The sequence below is a fragment of the Caballeronia telluris genome (assembly GCF_001544495.1).
Lineage (GTDB): Bacteria > Pseudomonadota > Gammaproteobacteria > Burkholderiales > Burkholderiaceae > Caballeronia > Caballeronia telluris.
Window position 1 is genome coordinate 1 of the sequence record NZ_FCNZ02000053.1, and the last position, 18,223, is coordinate 18,223.

General features: G+C 58.9%; 17 protein-coding genes and 1 pseudogene. 13 read left to right on the forward strand and 5 right to left on the reverse strand.

The features are described from left to right. Positions 1–790: 790 nt before the first annotated feature. Positions 791–1,030: a hypothetical protein gene (locus AWB66_RS30525; RefSeq protein ID WP_087633756.1), complete on the reverse strand. Its 240-nt coding sequence runs from the start codon at positions 1,028–1,030 to the stop codon at positions 791–793. Between AWB66_RS30525 and AWB66_RS34685 the strand changes: the two genes are divergently transcribed. The 7 genes from AWB66_RS34685 (at position 1,029) to AWB66_RS30555 (ending at position 3,700) form a co-directional block, all read left to right on the forward strand. After that, a complete protein-coding gene (locus tag AWB66_RS34685; protein WP_235021321.1) occupies positions 1,029–1,181 on the forward strand; it encodes a hypothetical protein in 153 nt (50 codons plus the stop codon). The two genes, AWB66_RS30525 and AWB66_RS34685, sit on opposite strands and share 2 nt — an antisense overlap. 68 nt (positions 1,182–1,249) lie before the next feature. After that, entirely contained in the window at positions 1,250–1,447 is a 198-nt protein-coding gene (locus AWB66_RS34690; RefSeq protein WP_235021322.1) for a hypothetical protein, read from the forward strand. A gap of 47 nt (positions 1,448–1,494) precedes the next feature. Continuing rightward, positions 1,495–1,623, forward strand: coding sequence for a diguanylate cyclase domain-containing protein (locus AWB66_RS35200; RefSeq protein WP_407642344.1), 129 nt, complete (start codon positions 1,495–1,497; stop codon positions 1,621–1,623). A gap of 791 nt (positions 1,624–2,414) precedes the next feature. Beyond that, positions 2,415–2,879, forward strand: coding sequence for a hypothetical protein (locus tag AWB66_RS30540; protein ID WP_087633766.1), 465 nt, complete (start codon positions 2,415–2,417; stop codon positions 2,877–2,879). Between the two features lie 26 nt (positions 2,880–2,905). After that, positions 2,906–3,109, forward strand: coding sequence for a CsbD family protein (locus AWB66_RS30545; RefSeq protein WP_087633757.1), 204 nt, complete (start codon positions 2,906–2,908; stop codon positions 3,107–3,109). A gap of 123 nt (positions 3,110–3,232) precedes the next feature. Continuing rightward, on the forward strand, positions 3,233–3,421 hold the full coding sequence (locus tag AWB66_RS30550; protein WP_087633758.1) for a hypothetical protein: 189 nt from the start codon (positions 3,233–3,235) through the stop codon (positions 3,419–3,421). A 57-nt stretch (positions 3,422–3,478) separates the two neighbouring features. Continuing rightward, positions 3,479–3,700, forward strand: a complete 222-nt coding sequence (locus AWB66_RS30555) for a DUF2795 domain-containing protein (RefSeq protein WP_087633759.1) — start codon at positions 3,479–3,481, stop codon at positions 3,698–3,700. Positions 3,701–4,745: 1,045 nt separating this feature from the next. On the opposite strand, the gene AWB66_RS30565 is transcribed toward AWB66_RS30555, so the two are convergent. Continuing rightward, complete coding sequence (locus AWB66_RS30565; protein ID WP_087633761.1) at positions 4,746–6,308, reverse strand: hybrid sensor histidine kinase/response regulator; 1,563 nt, start codon at positions 6,306–6,308, stop codon at positions 4,746–4,748. Then, entirely contained in the window at positions 6,308–7,111 is an 804-nt protein-coding gene (locus tag AWB66_RS30570) for an alpha/beta fold hydrolase (protein WP_087633767.1), read from the reverse strand. Before AWB66_RS30570 ends, AWB66_RS30565 begins: the two co-directional genes overlap by 1 nt. An 815-nt stretch (positions 7,112–7,926) precedes the next feature. Here AWB66_RS30570 and AWB66_RS30575 point away from each other — a divergent pair. The 6 genes and pseudogenes from AWB66_RS30575 to istA all read left to right on the forward strand — a co-directional run bounded on the left by AWB66_RS30575 (position 7,927) and on the right by istA (position 15,546). Beyond that, the gene (locus tag AWB66_RS30575; protein WP_087633762.1) at positions 7,927–8,298 is read left to right on the forward strand and encodes a YciI family protein; all 372 of its coding nucleotides are present in this window, start codon (positions 7,927–7,929) and stop codon (positions 8,296–8,298) included. Between the two features lie 1,405 nt (positions 8,299–9,703). Further along, on the forward strand, positions 9,704–10,384 hold the full coding sequence (locus AWB66_RS35015; protein ID WP_327355752.1) for a DNA polymerase ligase N-terminal domain-containing protein: 681 nt from the start codon (positions 9,704–9,706) through the stop codon (positions 10,382–10,384). A gap of 42 nt (positions 10,385–10,426) precedes the next feature. Beyond that, the gene (locus AWB66_RS35020; protein WP_327355754.1) at positions 10,427–10,849 is read left to right on the forward strand and encodes an ATP-dependent DNA ligase; all 423 of its coding nucleotides are present in this window, start codon (positions 10,427–10,429) and stop codon (positions 10,847–10,849) included. A gap of 103 nt (positions 10,850–10,952) precedes the next feature. Then, positions 10,953–12,202 (forward strand): annotated as a pseudogene (ligD, locus tag AWB66_RS35025) (DNA ligase D). Between the two features lie 591 nt (positions 12,203–12,793). After that, positions 12,794–13,813, forward strand: coding sequence for an IS110 family RNA-guided transposase (locus AWB66_RS30585; protein WP_087633763.1), 1,020 nt, complete (start codon positions 12,794–12,796; stop codon positions 13,811–13,813). A gap of 461 nt (positions 13,814–14,274) precedes the next feature. Beyond that, a complete protein-coding gene (gene istA, locus AWB66_RS30590) occupies positions 14,275–15,546 on the forward strand; it encodes an IS21 family transposase (RefSeq protein ID WP_327355757.1) in 1,272 nt (423 codons plus the stop codon). Between the two features lie 101 nt (positions 15,547–15,647). Here istA and AWB66_RS30595 read toward each other — a convergent pair whose 3' ends face one another. Further along, positions 15,648–16,559, reverse strand: coding sequence for an H-NS family nucleoid-associated regulatory protein (locus AWB66_RS30595; protein ID WP_087633764.1), 912 nt, complete (start codon positions 16,557–16,559; stop codon positions 15,648–15,650). Positions 16,560–16,936: 377 nt separating this feature from the next. Further along, positions 16,937–17,752 (reverse strand): hypothetical protein, encoded by an 816-nt coding sequence (locus AWB66_RS33290; protein WP_125469844.1) that lies wholly within the window; start codon positions 17,750–17,752, stop codon positions 16,937–16,939. Between the last annotated feature and the right edge of the window lie 471 nt (positions 17,753–18,223).

Here is an 18,223-nt window from a genome sequence, read left to right on the forward strand (position 1 = left end):
ATCAAATCGGAAATGATGGACATCACTTTGCCGTCTCGATCAGGGACTTCCTATGACGGCCGCTGCGAGCCGCTTACCGATGTCCGAACGCAACACAGGAAAAGACGAGCACGGCTGCGAGCCGCCCGAACACCCCATCGATTCGCCTCGCTTCACCGGTCTCGGACCAGCGCAGGCCGAAGACCCGCCCCAATCGTCCGCAAGACGCGGCCGAGACGCGCGATCCGCCCAGTCCGGCCGGCGTGCCGCGAGGAGCGGATCCGGCATGAGGACAGCGGGCTTGGGGTAACAGCGGATTGTCGGAAACATGGCACGTACAGCGCTCACCCATCCATCATCGGGCGTCGAGCTGACCACATCGGGTCTTACCGATACCATCGACGTGCCCCTCACTGCGAATTCCCAAACCGTCCCCTACCGCCGTGCGTAGCTTTTGGCTGAACACAACGAAGCAGCAAGCGCGAATCTCGTTTCACCCTCGCCGCGCATCGGGCCTTCCATCGGCTCGTACCCTTCGTCATCGCAGTGATCCGTGCGGAAAGACGTTGTAACCAGGCGATCGTCGGCGACACAACGGCCACGTTCTCTGTCATTTTGCGGTCTTCGTGGTCGAGGATGTGACAGTGCATCGCGAACTCGCCGGTGAAATCGCGTAAGCCGTGGGCATCTGAAGGGTATATCCGCCTTGACGAAGAGCGTATCGCGTATCACGCCTTGCGGGTTGCAGTACTCGCTGTCGTCGGCTGCCAGCTCCTCTTGCGTGCAGCCTCCCGCGCCATTAAAGATCGAATTAGTGCGATCCGTTTTTTATGTCGCGATCTTGAACGGGTTCGTGTAAATAACGCTCGGCGAGCAGGACGGCGGAAGGCGCAGCGGGTGCCACCGAATGTCCGGCATGGTGCTTGCGCCGCTGTTCAGCGTGCACGAAGCGACTACGCAGCTTCTGTTCCGTTCGCTGCGCACGGCGCCGTTCATCGCCCGCTATCTTGAGGCCCGCGCCGACATAAAATGCGCCCGAAGGATCGATCATGCTCAACGACGAAGAACTCGCTACCGTGAAGTCCATCGCGCCGTTCCTACTGAGCGAGGCAAAGACCGCGCTTGCCAGCAACGCGCAGTACACGTTCACGATGGAACTCGAGACACACGTGCAGCCTGGCTTTTGGTTCGTTCGCCCGTAACTCCGGGCGACGACACGGACTCACCGCCTTTCCCGCTGGACCTATTCGTCGGCTTGCCAATCGCGGAGTTGCGCGCGCTCGCGAACGCTGGCGACACCGAGCGCGACGCGCTGATCGCGCGCTTCGGCGCACGCTTCGCGCCGCGATTGTTGCGTTCGATCCAGCATCTCATGCCGCACGACGTCGACTGCGAGGCGGGCTGCCAGAGCGAGCGCGGCACCATCGCGGTGCTGCTGGAAGATGAGGGGAACTGCTGCTGCGGCTGAACCGTCTCGTCGACGAAAGCGCGGCCGCTTCCGTCGATCTGCTCTTCATCGATTTTGACCGCTTCAACGACATCAACGATTCATCTGGCCACGCGGCGGGCGATGAAGTCCTGCGTGCCATCGGCGAGCGTCTACATGCTTGCCGAACGCGCGCATGTTTCGCGCATCGGCGGTGACGGATTCGTCATTTTTCTCGTTGACGCTACGCAAGCGCCTACTTATGTCGAACGGTAACGATGCGCGCGGGCCATGGATTGAAGGCGGCGACTGGCAGTTCGTCGAGAATTCGCAGCCGGCGGTCAGCTTCGCGTCCGTTGCCTTCTCTTCTCCCAACGCCTCGAGCAGAAGATTCATGCCGTCGGTGTAGCCAGCCTTTTCGCCAGCGTAGTGAGGCTCCCATATGCACCAATTTCACAGTGTCGACTTTCTGAGCGGCGGCGATCTGATCAGTTTCTTCTCCGCACTGTATATATCCGACAGTCCATGAATGGAAAGACCGCTGAGAATTTCGACGGCCTGACGATTCTCCTATCGACGAAGTGAGCAGGGGCGCAGAACCCGCGCAAACCTCGTGCCGCCCGGGGCGTTGTATGGCGACGGTAGCGGTGCACTGTCCACGGCAATCAGCCAGCCGCCGCCGATTTCCATATAAAGCCCCGACAGCGTTTGCAGCCACGGTTGCGGTCCCGCGCCATGCGCCCACCGGCTCGACGGCTCGCGGGAACGAGCGACCACTAGCTTCGGTGCGTCCAGGCCCGGGTTGCAAAGGTTTGCCGCCCGTCGCGTCGCTTCGGAACCCTTTATAAGCGGTGAACAATGGAAGATGATCTCCGCGCTGCCGTTCGCTTCGCCGGTTTCGCGTGATGTAAGTCACAACACATAGGCCATCCATGAAGGCATGACGTTTGCTAAGTTTGAATTGACGTCGAAACGAGCGGTCGAAGGACTGAAGACGACGGAGGAACACATGCAACGGCACACGAACGATCTACTGGTGCGGGCTATTTACTCAGGTTCGGCGGCAGGGCTCGCCTCCGCTGCGGCCGCATCGATGGGCGCCGTGACAGCGGGCCATGGGCCCTTCGCCGCGCTCAACGCCGTGTCGCATTGCCTGTGGCCCGATGCAATCTGGCAGGAACAGCCGAGCGTGAGCTACACGGCAGCCGGCGCTGCCATTCACATGGGCAGCGCGGTCTTCTGGGGCGCGTTGTTTGAAGCGTTGTGCGGACGCCGTTCCAGCGTGTCGACGATCGTCACGGCAGCCGCGACGACGGCACTCGTCGCCTACGTCATCGATTACCACGCCGTACCGAAACGCGTCACACCGGGATTCGAGGCCCATCTGCCGAAGCGCTCGCTCGCGATGACCTATGTTGCGCTGGGCGCTGGCTTCACGATCGCGGCACTGGCGCGGCAGCGGAAATTGCGCTGACCTCTTTACAAACTATGGAGCATACGATGAATCGCGGTCAGAAGGAAGGCATTAAGGAACAGATCAAAGGCTGGACTGACACCGCTATCGGCGCCGTCACCGGCAGCGAGGAGCGCAAGGTCAAGGGCGATGTCGAGATAACCAATGGCGCGAACCAAAAGGACTACGGCGATCAGAAAGACAACATCGACAAGGGCGTTGAGGATCCGGGCGAACCCACCAATCAATGACTGCGTACTGAAGCCTCGGGCCGCCGATCGCATGTTCCGGAACGCTCGTTGCAAACTGCTGCCAGCGCCGCACGCGCTCTCCGCTGGTCCGACCACCAATCAAAGGAAAAAGGAGTATCGATCATGAGCACGCGATCCGAGAACCGCGAGCAGGGCGAATCACCCCCCGGTGACGAAACCGGCACCACCGACGTCTCCGAAGCAGACGACGAACGCACGACGGTCCGCGAGACCACAGCGAAGAAGGACGACCTTTCAGAGGTCAAACCATCCACCAACGACAAAAGCACGGGAATGCTGCAACCGGGATAACCGGCGTGCACACTGCCTAGAACCAAGCGTCGATTTCTTCTTAAAGGAACAAAGACCATGGCAAGCGAAGAATCCTCTAGCGGTTCCAACAGCCTATTCATCCAGATTCAAAAAGCGTTGAAAGGCGTTGACTACCCCACCGATAAACAGACGCTCGTCGAAACAGCGCGCAGCAACGGCGCGAGCGAGGACGTGCTGTCGGCGCTGGGCGCGCTGCCAGACCAGCAATTTCAGACGCCCGCTGAAGTCTCAAAGGCAGTAGGCGAGGAAGAGACCTGACGTCTGTGCCCGTTGCACGCCCGCACAACCCATCCGGGGGTTAGCACTTGTCGGTAACTCGAATGAACATCTGGTCATCGACGCCTCGCGCACGGCTGCACCCTTCGTCGCCGGAAGCAAAGTACCACGCCGCGGTCGACCGCCCTCATCATATCGATAGGACGGTGAACGCGGCTGCTTCAGCCTCCATGAAACCACCTGCGACTGGCTCGCAAAACAACTGTCAGCCGACACGCGCTATTCGCCCGCTCGCATAGAAGGAAACATTAAGAAGCCGCGGGTGTAGGACTTATGCGAAGCTCGAGCCGAGGCCGGAGCCTCTGCAATAACACATCGCGGTTGCGGAATAAGCAACCTGAGCGCCCGCCACGCAATCAGCGACGTCGCGCAATCGTCCCGTTACGCACAGAGCAATGGACTTGAATAAACAGAACGAGAAGCACACTCTGAAAAGAGTGGCATACGGGGGAACTATTGTACTTGGATACTGCCGCCGAATTGGTGGACCGCTACACAATTCTCATGAGCGAGATGGATCGGTACGCCCCGGAAACTTGCCCGACAATGTTGCACCTCTTCGCGTCGCCGACGGTCGTTAATGGACAACTCTTCGTCGCGGGCTCCGATCACAAGATTCATGCTCACGGCTTGTAGCGGTGGATGCGCTCAATTGGCATCGACACTATTCACGACTTTGCTTTAGCCAACGCAGAGGCGTGGCGAGTAGCGTGTTAAACACGTACTTGGATGCAATGTAATTCGCGGCGCACCCGGCGAAGGCCAACATCTTCGAGGCAAGGACCGCATTGGCAGGAACGACGAATCGGTGGTGCCGTGACGAGCGAGAACGATGCAATGCGGTATAGACCGCGCTATTCAGGCGACCGCAACCTTGGGTGGCAGAATTATGCACTGCCATCCGGCGAGAGAGGACGGTTTCCGTTCCGTCTCGACCCGACCGGCGTCAGCCGGCTGAGTACCGATTTCCGCTTCGGCTTTCGCGCTTCTCGGCAAGCGGCCGTGGCATCCTGCCATGGACATGCAGTCAAGGTACCGATCCGGTCAGGATGTTACGGAGCAAATCATAGTCCACCGGCTTGCTGAGATGGAAATCGAACCCAGCGGAACGCGCGCTTTCTTTATCGCGCGGCTGGGCCCACCCGGTCAACGCAATGAGCGTTATAGAAGGACCGTTCGGCCGCTTCCGAATCAGCCCAGCCACCTCATACCCGTCCAGGCCGGGCAGCCCGATGTCGAGAATAATCGTTTCGGGATCGAAAATATCAGCAACCGAAAGGCATGTGATGCCGTCAGAGGCCGTGCGCGTGTCATGGCCGTCCAATTCGAGCAGCATCGCGAGACTGGTAGCGGCGTCATCGTTGTCGTCAACGATAAGAACGCGCTGCCTGCGATGGCCGTCGACAGCAATTGTCATCGACGAGCCGCCCTGCGCTGCCTGGCCGATTCCAATCGGAAGCCGCACAATGAATTCGCTTCCGAGTCCAGTTCCTTCACTGTTGACTTCGATATTGCCGCCATGTCGTTCCACAAGGGCTTTGACGAGCGACAGTCCTATGCCCAGTCCGCCTTGCGCGCGGTCATGTCCCGGCGGCAACTGCGCGAAAATCTCGAATATCGACGGTAGCTGCTCGGCGGCAATGCCTATCCCTGTGTCGCGCACCGAAATCACGGCCTCGTCGGCGTCGCGTCCGATACTGAGCCAGATCGTTCCGCTGGCAGGCGTGTACTTGGCGGCATTGTTCAAGAGATTTTGGATAACCTGCGACACCTTCGTGGGATCGGCTGTCAAGATGACCGGCTCCTCAGGCAGCTCGATCTTCAGGGCATGCGAAGAAGCATCGATCAGCGCGCGCGAGGTCTCGACTGCCTGCATAGCGACTAACGAAAGGTCAACGACAGCGGTGCGAAGTTCGAGCTTACCCTCCGCAATGCGCGATACTTCTAGCAGATCGTCAACGAGGTGAGCGATATGGCCAATCTGGCGCTCAAGGACGTCGCGTGACCAGACCACCTGCGGATCATCAAAGGTTTTGCGACTAAACACCTCGATGACTGTTCGCAAAGGCCCCAGCGGATTCCGGATTTCGTGCGCGAGCGTAGCAAGAAATTCGTCTTTACGACGGTCTGCCAGTCGCAGGGCCTCCTCGGCTGCGTGCTTCGCCTCGAGCGCCTGCTCGGACTTCTGTCGCGCCAGAAGTAGCTCCTGCTCGTATTTGTGGCGGTCAGTGACGACGACAAAAGCAAAGTCGTCGTACTCGATATCCTCGTGGCGCCGGCGGGCGGCGTTGATAAGCATTGGGATTTTGCGCCCGTCACGATGGCGAATGTCGAGCTTCACTTCGGCTACCGAACGCTGGATCTGCAAGAGCGGCGCCCAGTGGGTTTGGTGAAATACCTTTCCTCCGACGGTCAGAAGGTCCTGCACCCGGCGCCGTTCAAGCAACTCGTCAGCGCGATAACCTACCCACCGGCAAAATGTCGTGTTCACCCGAACGATGGTGCCGTCCGCGCTCGTTGTGAGAAGGCCGCAGGCTGCGTGCTCAAAGGCGTCACCGATCGCCGCGAGGCTGCGCCCAGGGCTGTCCATCAGAGCTCCAGTCTGCGCAGAAAGTCCTCCGTGGCCTCCTTGCTGGCACCCGGTGCGCTCAGATGCGGGCAGTGACCGACATTTTCTACGATGCTTAGTGTGCTACCGGCGATCTTGCTATTCATGTATTCGCCAACCGTCATAGGGGCGAGCAGGTCGTCGTTCGACTGAACGATCAAGGTCGGTGTTGTGACCCTGAGAAGTTCCGCGCGGTGGTCCGCCATGAAGGTGGCCCGGGCGAAATGCTTGGCAATCTCTGGATCGGTGCGGCAGAAGCTATTCGTTAGTTCCTGAGCGAGATCAGGGTGCTCGGGCGAGCCCATGATCGCTGGCGCCATCGTGCTCGACCATCCTAAATAATTACTTTCCAACGCCTCGAGCAGCTCTTCAATATCAGCTCGCGTGAAGCCGCCGACATATTCACCGTCGTCGATGAACGACGGCGAAGGCCCGATCATCACGTTTGCCGCGAAGCAGTCCGGGCGTTCAATCGCAGCAAGCATCCCGATCATCGCACTCACCGAGTGCCCGACGTAAATGACTGCGCTGTCAGCGAACTCGTCAACGATATCAAGAACGTCCGCGGCGTAGCCGTGCAATGACCCGTATTTCTTCCTGTCGTACGCTGAAAGGTCGGACTTTCCGCCACCGACAAGGTCGAAAAGAACAGTTCTGTATCGATCCTGAAAGCTAGGAGCAAAGAAACGCCACATGTTCAGGTCACAACCGAAACCGTGCGCGAAAACCATGGTTACCGGTCCCTCGCCGGCTACTTGTACGTTATTGCGCTGTTGGACGCTCATGGCGGCACCGGTAATGTTCATTATTGTTATTTTCGCACAGTCGACGCTGTTCATATCGCGCCGGCTCCAGGCCTTGGCGCCAGCCCCACCACAGATCAAGCACTGTACGCCTGCGTCATAGATCGAAAGATGCGCCCAGCGCACAAGCACGCTATGCAAAAGAAGCTGCGCTCCGAGACTTGTCGGGCTGAAGAGGCATTCCAATTTCTTGCGCTGGATCAGGTTCGAAATCGTCAGCCACTTTTCTATATGATGAAGCCTTCTATACAGGCTTGAATAGGTCCCAGGCATGAGCAGCGATTTGTCCGATTTTGCGCACGCGCTAGGTGCCACGGACGCCAATAGCTGACCCGCGAAGATCCAGTCGGAACGCGTTAGCAGACAACTTTGATCTAATCAGTCCGCTGCCATCAGATATTCCAATTGGGCGATCATCAACGGTACACGCTCTGTCTTTACCATGGTTCTTCTCCGCAGCGTCGCAAATAAGACGACAGCACGAAAGAGGATTTCTAGAACCTACCTCGTCCCATGTTTCTCGGGTTGGCGGCTGCTGATCATGACCTGTAAGCGCTGCATATCCGCTCGTGGGGCGGAACAGTCATTGCGATGGCGGTGTCGGATGCCCGCCGACAGACCGTTTTCGCCGAACCCGGTCCCCTCGAATCTTGGTCTCTACCCATTCCATCTGTCTATATCGGACATGAGGGGACCCGAAGCGGACCGGCTGGCGCGACCCGCTACAAACCAGCTAGGGCATTGTCGATTTCCGATCATCAGATTCGTCGTCAGTGAACCCATTCAAAGGATCTCCCATGAAATACCTCGGCCTGGCCTACTTCTCCCCCGAAAAATTCGCCGCGATGGCGCCAGACGAAGTCAAGGAATTAGTGAGCCAGTGCCCGGCATTGGACGAGAAGATGCGCGCTACCGGCAGGGTCCTGATTTCCGCCTCCCTTGGCGATTTGGACAAGTGGAGGACGCTTCGCCCGCGTACTGGAGAGACGCGCATCACCGATGGGCCCTACACCGAGTCGAAGGAAGTAGTGGGCGGCCTATTCATCATCGAGGCGGACAGCCCTGACGACGCGTTACGCATCGCGTCCATGCATCCGGCTGCCACGCTGGGGGAAGAAGGCGGCTGGGCCGTGGAGCTTATCCCGTTGGATTTCTATCTGGCGCGATGAGAATTTGGACGCCTGTCTCGAAAAGGCGCTTCGCGTTCCTACCATCGCAGGCACTTTCACTGTGTGAGGAGTCATCGCAAATCATCGCGGCGATGTCCTCTGCTGGCCCCGGTTTTCCGCCTTTCGACAAGTCACCGCGGAGCGCATGTCGAGCGAGTATTTTTATACAATTTTGCGCTTCGCCTCCCGAACGTCCCAATGACAAGCAGTAACGGCCGATGAGCAGCGGCCCGAAGCGTCGCAATGCGTACCCATCGAAGCCGTCCTGCGGGCGTACGACGCGGAACTGGTGTCGCTTCCGCTTCACACGATCGAAGCGGCAAACTTCGGCTAGGCCGCATGAAACGCGTTCGTCACGGCGACAATTTCGAGCAGGACGTCGCTTCTTCAGCATCTTCGCTGGAACTCTGTATGGACCTCAGAGAAGCGCCGTTATCGGCTTCATCGCACTCGCGCGCTGACTCACCGGCGGATCATCGACGGCGTCCATGGGTTGCCGGTCAGATAGCGCACGTCGACCCGCCACGCGAGCGCGGCGCGCAACGCACACGGACGACAGCACGCTCGATGCGAAGCTTCGCCACGACGGCGACTGATCCGCGAAGCGTTCACCCACAAACCGTAGGTCCGGACGCTTCATAAAATCCTTGTGGGCCACGCAGTCGTCGACTCGCAGATTTATGAACACCTTGCCGCGCAGCGCTACCGCCAACAAGAGGAACCGCTCGAGTTCCTTGGTTTCAGCGCGCTGCGTCCTCGACTGATGCGGTATCGGCTCAGATACGTGCCCACCGCATTGATGTCGCGTTGCGCCTGGATGTAACAGAAAGCGGCTGAGCGGTTCTTGCCGTCGGCACCGGAGAGCGCGTGCGGCACTGCGAGTCACTCCGGCACGCCCTCCTGCTCGCCCGAGGCGATGTCTGCGTCGACCGTGAGACTGAGCGCAGTCCGCTGCCGCGGCAGCCAGCTGACAATCGCGCGGGCGCGCCCCGGACTAATTCCCGGAAATCGAGCGCCAACCGCTTGCGCCGCGCCGAATGCAACACGCGACGAGCTCGCCCAACGTCGCAACGTGCAGTTCTGGCGCACGGCACTCGATGAGCGCATGCTCGTCTGCACTCGTCACCTGCACCGGCCTGTCTTTCAGCGCCGACTGGCGCTCGGACATCCGATGATCGCCTATAGTGTCCGCACGTTTTAAGGGATGGTCTGAGCATATGGTCGCCATAAAGACGCCGCTCTACGTCGGGATCGGCACCATCAGTTCGCTTCTCTGCAAACCGGGCGAACGCAGTGCCTCCGCCGTCGATATCACCTTACCAGCGTGCGCGTACTGACCGGCCTCCTCTGGAACATGGAATTGGCCAAATGCTCATCCTTCGGCTCACGGTAATGAATTCGCCGGGTGCTGGCGACGTTCAGGGTTGAAGCTATCACCATCATGGCCTCTATCAAAGACACCGCCTCGCCGCCGTTGCATCACTACCGGAAGAAGCGGAACTTCGCGGTCACTCCCGAGCCGGCGGCGCCCGCCGGTCGTCCACGCAAGCGCGCCGGGAACCCGAGCTTCGTCGTGCAGAAGCATTGGGCCAGTCGACTGCACTACGACTTTCGCCTGCAACAGGACAAGGAGAAGCGAATGGCTCTTCATGTCGAAGACCATCCGCTCGACTATGCGCAGTTTGAGGGCGCAATTCCACCGAAGCAGTATGGCGCTGGCGCGGTCATCGTTTGGGACCGGGGCACGTGGGAGCCCGTTCGCGACGCCCGTGCGGCGATCGCGGCCGGAAAGCTAATCTTCCGGTTGCATGGTGAGAAGCTCGCCGGCTTGTGGGAGTTGGTGCGCATTTCGAAGCCTGACGACAAGGCTGACCAGTGGATGTTTTTCAAAAAGCGCGACGAATGGGCACGCCCGATTGGCGAATACGATGTCATCAAAGCGCTTCCCGATAGCGTCGTCGCGAATTCGCTCGGGCTCGTCGAAGAGCGTGAGCCGAAAACGCCGCGACGTTCTCACGCGGATGAAGTGCAGCTCGATCTCTCAGCAGCGCTGCCGGCACCGCTACCCGCGAAGCTCGAGCCGTAGCTCGCCACGCTGGCCAGCGCCCTCCCCACAACGGGCGACTGGGTGACCGAGACGAAGCTGGACGGTTACCGGTTGCTCGTTCGTATCGACGGGAAAAAAGTAAGGCTGTTCACGCGAAATGGTCACGACTGGACCGCGAAGTTGCCGACGCTCGAGACTGAGATACAAAAGCTTGCCGTATCGAGTGCCTGGATCGATGGGGAGATTGTCGTTCTGAAGAACGGTATCCCGAGCTTTTCTGCTCTCCAAGACGCGATTGGCGGAGTGAACAATAGGGAGATTAACTTCTTCTTATTTGACCTGATGTACCTCAATGGAAAGGACTTCAGGAAAGTACCGTTGTGGTCACGGCGTGCACAGCTTCGGACCCTTCTCGAGGGCGCTGGGGAGCATTTGATATTCAGCCAAGATTTTCGACGCACTACCGGCTCAGATATTCACAGCTGCCGCCGAGCTTGGTCTTGAGGGGCTCGTGCTCAAGCGCCGCGATGCGCCGTACCAATCAGGTCGAACGGAATCTTGGTTGAAGGCGAAAGCACGGCTCCGGCAAGAATTCGTCACCGTCGGCATGACCGCACGCGGCGGCAACGCCGGGGAAGTCGGCAGCCTGTTGCTCGGTTATTACGTCGCCGAGAAGCTGCACGACGCCGGAAGCGTTGTCACTGGATGGAACTCAAAAACCGCGAGAGACCTTTGGAAGGAACTGGAGCCACTTCGGTCGACGCCCCTCCATTCGACACACCGGTTAAGAAGCCGGGGCGATGGTCGCGTCGCACCGCTGGAAGCGAGCGGTGGGCGAAGCCCGCCCTGGTCGCAGAGGTCGAGTTCGCAGAGTGGACCGCAGAAGGTGTTGTTCGGCAGGCATCATTCAGAGGTTTGCGACTCGATAAGCCTGCCAGCAGCGTCGTGCGAGAAGGAGGAAAGACGGAACTGCCGGCACCGCTCCCTGACTTGAAAATCACTCATCCCGAAAGAGTGATTGACGCGTCGTCCGGCATTACGAAGGCGGACCTTGTTCGTTACTACGCGAGCGTCGCTGAATGGATGCTGCCTCACTTGCGAGACCGCCCGGTAGCTTTAGTCCGCGCTCCAGATGGGATGGCTGGTCAGCTCTTCTTCCAGAAGCACGCCGAGCGTACTGCGATGCCCGGCCTAGCAGCTCACGACCGCGGCCTATGGCCTGGGCATCCGCCATTGTTGACCGTCGACACAGCGGACGCCCTTCTTGCCGCTGCTCAGATGAACTCCATTGAATTTCATATGTGGAATTCGGATGTTTCTCGGCTCGACAAGCCCGACCGCGTCATCTTCGACCTCGACCCTGGCGAGGGCGTGAAATGGGCGCATGTGCAAGAGGCCGCCTTGCTCGTTCGAGCGTTGCTATCGGAACTGGAATTGGAGGCGAGGCTGAAAACAAGCGGTGGCAAGGGACTGCATGTGGTCGTGCCGCTGGGTCCGCGAATGGACTATGCGAAGGTGAAGGCTTTCTCGCAATCGTTCGTTCGACATCTTGCCAAGACAGTTCCTGAACGCTTTTCAGCCGTGTCTGGACCATCTAATCGAATCGGCAAAATCTATGTCGACTACCTGCGCAACGGCAAAGCACAAACAACCGCTTCGGCATTCTCTGCTCGGGCTCGAATCGGAATGGGCGTTTCGATGCCGGTCGCGTGGGAGCAGCTTTCCGACCTCAAATCCGGAGCTCAGTGGAACGTTCAGACTGCACGTGAATATCTGAGCTTCCAGTCGAGCGACCCCTGGAAGGAATTTTGGTCGGCGAGACAGTCCTTGGCAGCAGCAATCGAGCGTCTACCGTAAGCGGCTTTGGGGCGGATTGCGCAACTACCGTCAAGCAGACCCAAGCTCGGCAGAACGTTAGTTGCGAATTAGCGAGATTATTCGGACAAAGCCAGCGTAACGACTTTTTGCGAGCAGCTCGTCAAGCGCATCACGTGCCAATTGAAGTTCATCAACAGCAGCGGCGAGGCGAGCCAAATGCAAAGCCCGGGCGCTTTCGGTCGTTGCCCTTTGCTTTGGCGTGTTCTTCCGACGCATCGGTTGCCGACAGCACCTCCCGCGCTGCACTCGCGACGCGTGAGATTGCCTCGGACTCGCCAGTCTTTTGTTCACTCTCGGCTGCCCCACATAGCCAATCAGTCTTCGACGCGTAGGCCTCATGATCCGGTGCGGACGACCAAGACCAGCGTGCATGGCGCCACCGAAGTGACGCTCTGGGGAAACGCCCACTGCGAAGCGACGACTCCCGAATTTAGAGAACGACAAATGGAATGAACGCCCCCACCTACCAGGTGGGTGACGCCGAGGAGGTGGACCCTCACGGGCCGACGGCATCAAAGTGCCCAAATGGAAGATCATTGAGGTCTTCACAGGCTAACCGGAGGGTCCGAAATGAAGTATACGACGGTCGGGGTGGACATCGCGAAGAACGTCTTCCAGCTTCACTGGGTGGATGCCGGCACGGGCGAGATTGTGAACAAGCAACTGAAGCGCGCCGTATTCCTCGAGCATTTTGCGAATCGCGAGCCTTGCCTCATCGGAATGGAGGCTTGCGGCGGTGCCCAGCATTGGGCACGGCGATTGATGGAGATGGGCCATCAGGTCAAGCTGATGCCGGCGAAGTTCGTAAAGGCTTTCAACATCGGCAACAAGAACGATCCTGCCGATGCTCGTGCGATCTGGATGGCCACGCAGATGCCGAGCAAGCCCGTCGCTGTGAAGACCGAAGCCCAGCAGGCCGTATTGGCGCTGCATCGGTTGCGGCAACAGAAGATCAAGTTCCGCACGATGCAGATGAACAGTCTGCGGGGCTTGCTGACAGAATACGGCGAGGTGATGGCCAAGAGCCGCGCCGCGCTGGATAAAGCGATTCCCGGGGTGCTGGCGAGGCTATCCGAGCGTCTACCGGCGATGCTGATCGACTCGTTACGCGAACTTTGGAATGACCTTGATCGACTCGACAAACAGGTCGCTGACATTGAACGACGTTTGCAGACGTGGAAGAAAGAGGACAAGGCATGCAAGGCAATCGCCGCGATCCCCGGCGTTGGCCTGCTGACGGCGACGGCCACTGTTGCGACGATGGGTGACGCGAAGGCGTTCAGGTCCGGACGGGAGTTCGCCGCGTGGCTCGGTCTCGTACCAAAGCAGATCGGCACAGGTGGGAAGATCCAGCTATTGGGTATCAGCCGGCGCGGGGACACGTATGTGCGGACGTTACTGATCCACGGAGCACGCAGCGTGCTCTTCCATGGCAATCACACCGGATCGTGGGCTGAGCAGTTGCAGAAACGGCGACCATCCAACGTGGTGACCGTAGCACTTGCCAACAAGATGGCCCGAACAATCTGGGCAGTTCTCGCACATGGCACGCCGTACAACCAGGGGCACGTCAGTGCACGACCGGCTTGATCAGTAGAACCGTATGGAAGATTGAAGCTTGCAGGATGACGTCGAAAGGTTGCGTTGGCAATCGAGCGTGATGACAAGACAGGTCGGACCTGAACTCGCTAAGCCTGAAAGATAATTTGAGCGCGTAGCTCGTGCGACAAATGAGGAGCGAGTCAGCGGATTTCATCGGGGCCCGCAGCGTATGAGGCTGCATGAGGCCGCATATAAAGCTGCAACCTATCCTGTCGATGCAACACGCAAGAAGACCTGGCGCATCGGGGGCGTTCATATAAATTATCTTGGCCGGTCCTTTGACAGTTACCTTGGCCGGTGGTGAGGAGTCGAAGGCGGCGTAGCCGCCGGAGACGACGAACTACCGGCGGCGCCGGAGTAGCGGGGTTTTACGATGGCTGATCGCATCGAACAAGAAGCGAACAGTCATGCCTGGAACCTACGTAACGGACCAGCAGGTCCGACTCTATATGAGCAAGCGCAAACATCACATTCAGGAAGTCGCCGCGGCAATGGCGGGCATGAGCGTTCGCACGGCCCGGCGCATCGAGCATGACGGCCGGCTGCCGTCGCAGAAGTCATCGCGCGCGTGGCGTACACGTCACGATCCGTTCGCGGAGGTCTGGGAGAGCGAGGTCGTGCCATTGCTGCGCCACGCGCCCCGGCTCAAGGCCATCACGTTGCTGTGCAAGCTGCAGGAGGCGCATCCGGGCCTCTTCCCTGACAGCATGCGGCGTACGCTCGAGCGGCGCGTCAGCCAATGGCGCGCACTCGAGGGCCCTGGCAAGGAGATCTTCTTCCCGCAGCAGCACTTGCCCGGCGTGCAGGGGCTCTCGGACTTTACCGACATGCGGGATTTGCGCGTGACGGTCGCCGGCGCGCCCCTCGATCACCGCCTCTATCACTTCGTGCTCGCGTTCTCGCACTGGGAATACGCCTATGTCGTCGAAGGTGGCGAGAGCTTCGAGGCCCTCTCCACCGGATTACAGAACGCGCTGTGGCAGGCCGGCGGCTGCCCGCATGAGCATCGCACCGACAGCCTATCGGCGGCGTTCAAGAATTTGCAGACTGAAGAGGACTTCACGGCTCGCTATGACGCACTGCTGGTGCATTACGGCATGGCCGGCACGCGCAATAACGTCGGCGTGGCCCATGAGAACGGTAGTGTGGAATCCTCGCACCGCCATCTGAAGGAGGCGATCGACCAGGCGCTGATGCTGCGTGGCCATCGCGACTTCGACGATCGTGCTGCCTACGAGGCGTTTGTTCGCGACGTCGTCATGCGCCGTAACAAAGCAAGTGCAACAAACACTGCAAAGGCACCTAAAACGGCTCCTACCCCTGTTGCGAAGAAAGCGAAGGCACCTCAGGTTAAGAAGGCCGCCGCACCTGCCACGAAGAAAACGGTGGCTGCTGCTGCACCGTTGAAACCCATCAAGGGCTCGTTCACGAAGGCATCGCTCACCGTACATCTCGCCGAGCGTGCTGGCGTTGAACCTAAGGCCGCGAAGGCGTTGATGGCGGCACTCGAAGAAACGGTGCTCGCATCAGTCCACAAGAAAGGCGCCAAGGAGTTCACGCTGCCGGGTCTTTCGAAGGTGGTGGCGCAAGACGTACCCGCCAAGAAAAAACGCTTCGGGAAGGACCCGTTTACCGGCGAGGACAAGTGGTTCGCCGCGAAACCGGCATCCGTGCGTCTGAAAGTGCGTCCTCTGAAGAAACTCAAAGACGCCGCGCTGTAGATCGAGCGCTACGGTAAGAAACGCCCCTCTGGACTAAAAAAGTCGGAGGGGCGTTTTGCTATCTTCGAACGCGCAACCAAGCTCGGCGCTTCCCCGTTACATCATTGTATTGCGGTCGCGTTCGCAGTCTCGGGCACAGTTGCCGGGACGGGGGCTGCAGTGGCCTCTGACGCCGTGATCGTCTTTTTCGGGGCGACCGCCTTGCGACTTGCGACCATGCTTTTCGCAACCTTCTTCACTGCTGGCTTTGCTGTTTTCTTGCCGGCGAGGCGTTTGGCCCGAACGACCGGTGCTTCCTTCGCTGTTTTCTTGACGGAAAGGTTCCGTGCGGTCGCCGCGTTCTTCGCTGCGCCAGCCTTCTTGGCAACAGCCTTCTTTGCTGCGGCCTTCTTCGTCACGGCACCGCTTGCCGCTGCGTCGCCGACGCCATCGATCAGAAATTTGGTCCGGTCTTTCACATTGGCAATCCAGGCCGGCGCACGAGCGTGACCGCTCCACGTTGCGCCGGTTTTCGGATCGCGATACTTCGCCCCGAGAGACCCTTTGCCCTGCCCTTTGCCAGCAACGGTCCGCGCCGTGGCTGAGGTCTTCTTGAGCGCTGCCTTCGTCTTGCCGACACCGTTCGCGGCGAACGCCGCGCCACCGCCATCAATCAGGAACTTCGTGCGGTCCCGGACTTTTGCAATCCAGGCGGGAGGTCGAGCGTGGCCGCTCCAGGTCGCGCCCGTTTTTGGATCGCGGTACTTCGGAGGCAGCTTACCTTTCGGCGAACTCGACGCAGTCGATCTGGCCGCGGCCTTGTTCCTGGTGACCTTCACGGATGGCGCCCCGGCCGGACGGCCCGGACGCTTTTTCGTCGAGGTATGTGCAGCGATATCGGCTGTCGTCAATCCGTGCTGGGCCATGAGCTTTTGGATGTCAGTAAGCGCGGTCTGCGCCTGCTTTGCGATCAAGGCCTGGGCCTGTGCTTGAAGTCGTTTCATTTTTCCTTGGATTTGTTCGAGGGTGGCCATAAAGGTCTCCTTTAGGATGTCGTGTCCGAACTATGCCACCGTTCACATCGAAAACGAAGAATGATGCGAACTGAAAGAGCTGTATCTTGTGACTGAGCCTTTCAAGCGAACGAAATTTGGAAGGCGCCTAGCGCGAGCAACAGTCCCTGAGTTGTGAAAGTCCCTCCAGTACCTAGGACTTGTGATTCGCCCATACAGCACCTCGTCAACAGATGACGCGCACCGCCTCGTTTATAATATGAAGACAGCCTCAGCAAGGGCAGGAGCCTATTCATGAGTCAACCGCGCGGGCGATATTCTGGATCTCGAAACAGTCGTTCGGCGAGGTTCTCCTCTTCGTCAGCAACAACGCGGGCTGCAGACGTTGACAGCATGCTTCAAGTCGGAGCACTACGACGTGCAGTTAGACGTCCACGTGGCTGGTTGAGACTACTCGGGACTACCATAGCAGATCGTTCAACACGCCCGCTATTGTGCTGACTCGCCTGGATTGTGGTTGCAAATGGTTGAACGGTCAGCTTAGCTAGCGTGCGGGTATAGCGGTTGATCGTACCCTGATCAGCTATATTGAGAATGGATCGCTTTATTGTAAGAATATTTTGATCCGGTGTGTATGCTTGGATCAACGATGCAACGACTATGCTTTTGATGCCGGCTTGCCGCACCAATTTCTCAATGCGATCGTCGACGGCGTCGGGTCCGAGATTCTCACGAATAAGGATGACTCGCCTCAAGAGCGCGTGACTCCAGCCGTCCACCTTCAACGTCTCGACGATGTAGTCTAGACATGCTTTGCTATCTCTCTCTGAATAAAGCGTGTCGATTCTTTGTAGGGAATTGGCAAGCCGGATGAGGCGCGCTTTGTGTGAAACGGCACTGGCTTCGACAACACTTAGCAGGTCGCTCATCTCTGTCGAGCGGTGAGCCTGAAGCGTATCGAAAAACGGCGACGTCTTCGGAAATGGAGTCGACGTTCTTACCGCTTTCGTCAGGGCCGAACTCGTCAGAAGCGCCTCTAGAGCTGCCGCCTCAACCTTGCCCAACTTTCCGCGCAAATGCGCCAAACGACGGATCGCATTCGCCTCCCCATCACTGAAAATTGCTCGAAGTTTGTTTCTCGTTCTTAGGTCGAAACGCTTTAGTTCTTCAAATCTGCGCATTTTCATCGGTGTTGTTGCCGTCGTATTGGTCAACGACTGTTTTTGTATGATTACGCAGTTTACCTTATCGGACGAGATGCCTGTTCCGGGGCGGCATTCGGCTAGGCCGCGCGCAAAGTTCGAACTAAACCTCGTGACCCACGTGAGGTCAGCCCGATTTAAGGCAGCCGAAGGCCACAGTGCTCCGGACGTCTACTGATGTTTCTCGGTTTCTCGGGAACCTCGTTCGAGCGAGCTGATAGTCCAGCATCAAGAAGGTCGCTGATTCTGTCGCAGGTGTGATGCAGTCCGCGAGCTCAACAGAGTCCGCTGCCCGGAGTCACCGATACACGGATGAGGAAGCTGCTGATCGACTGCCCCGATGTCGGCGCAGTCAGCAATCTGCCGCACTGCTGACGTAGAAACAGCCTGCTTGAATGTCCGCTATGGCCGATTATGCCAAGTCGTTGATTATGGAAAGTAGCAGGCCGGAACTCGCCCCGAGATCTGATGGAAAGCGGCAAG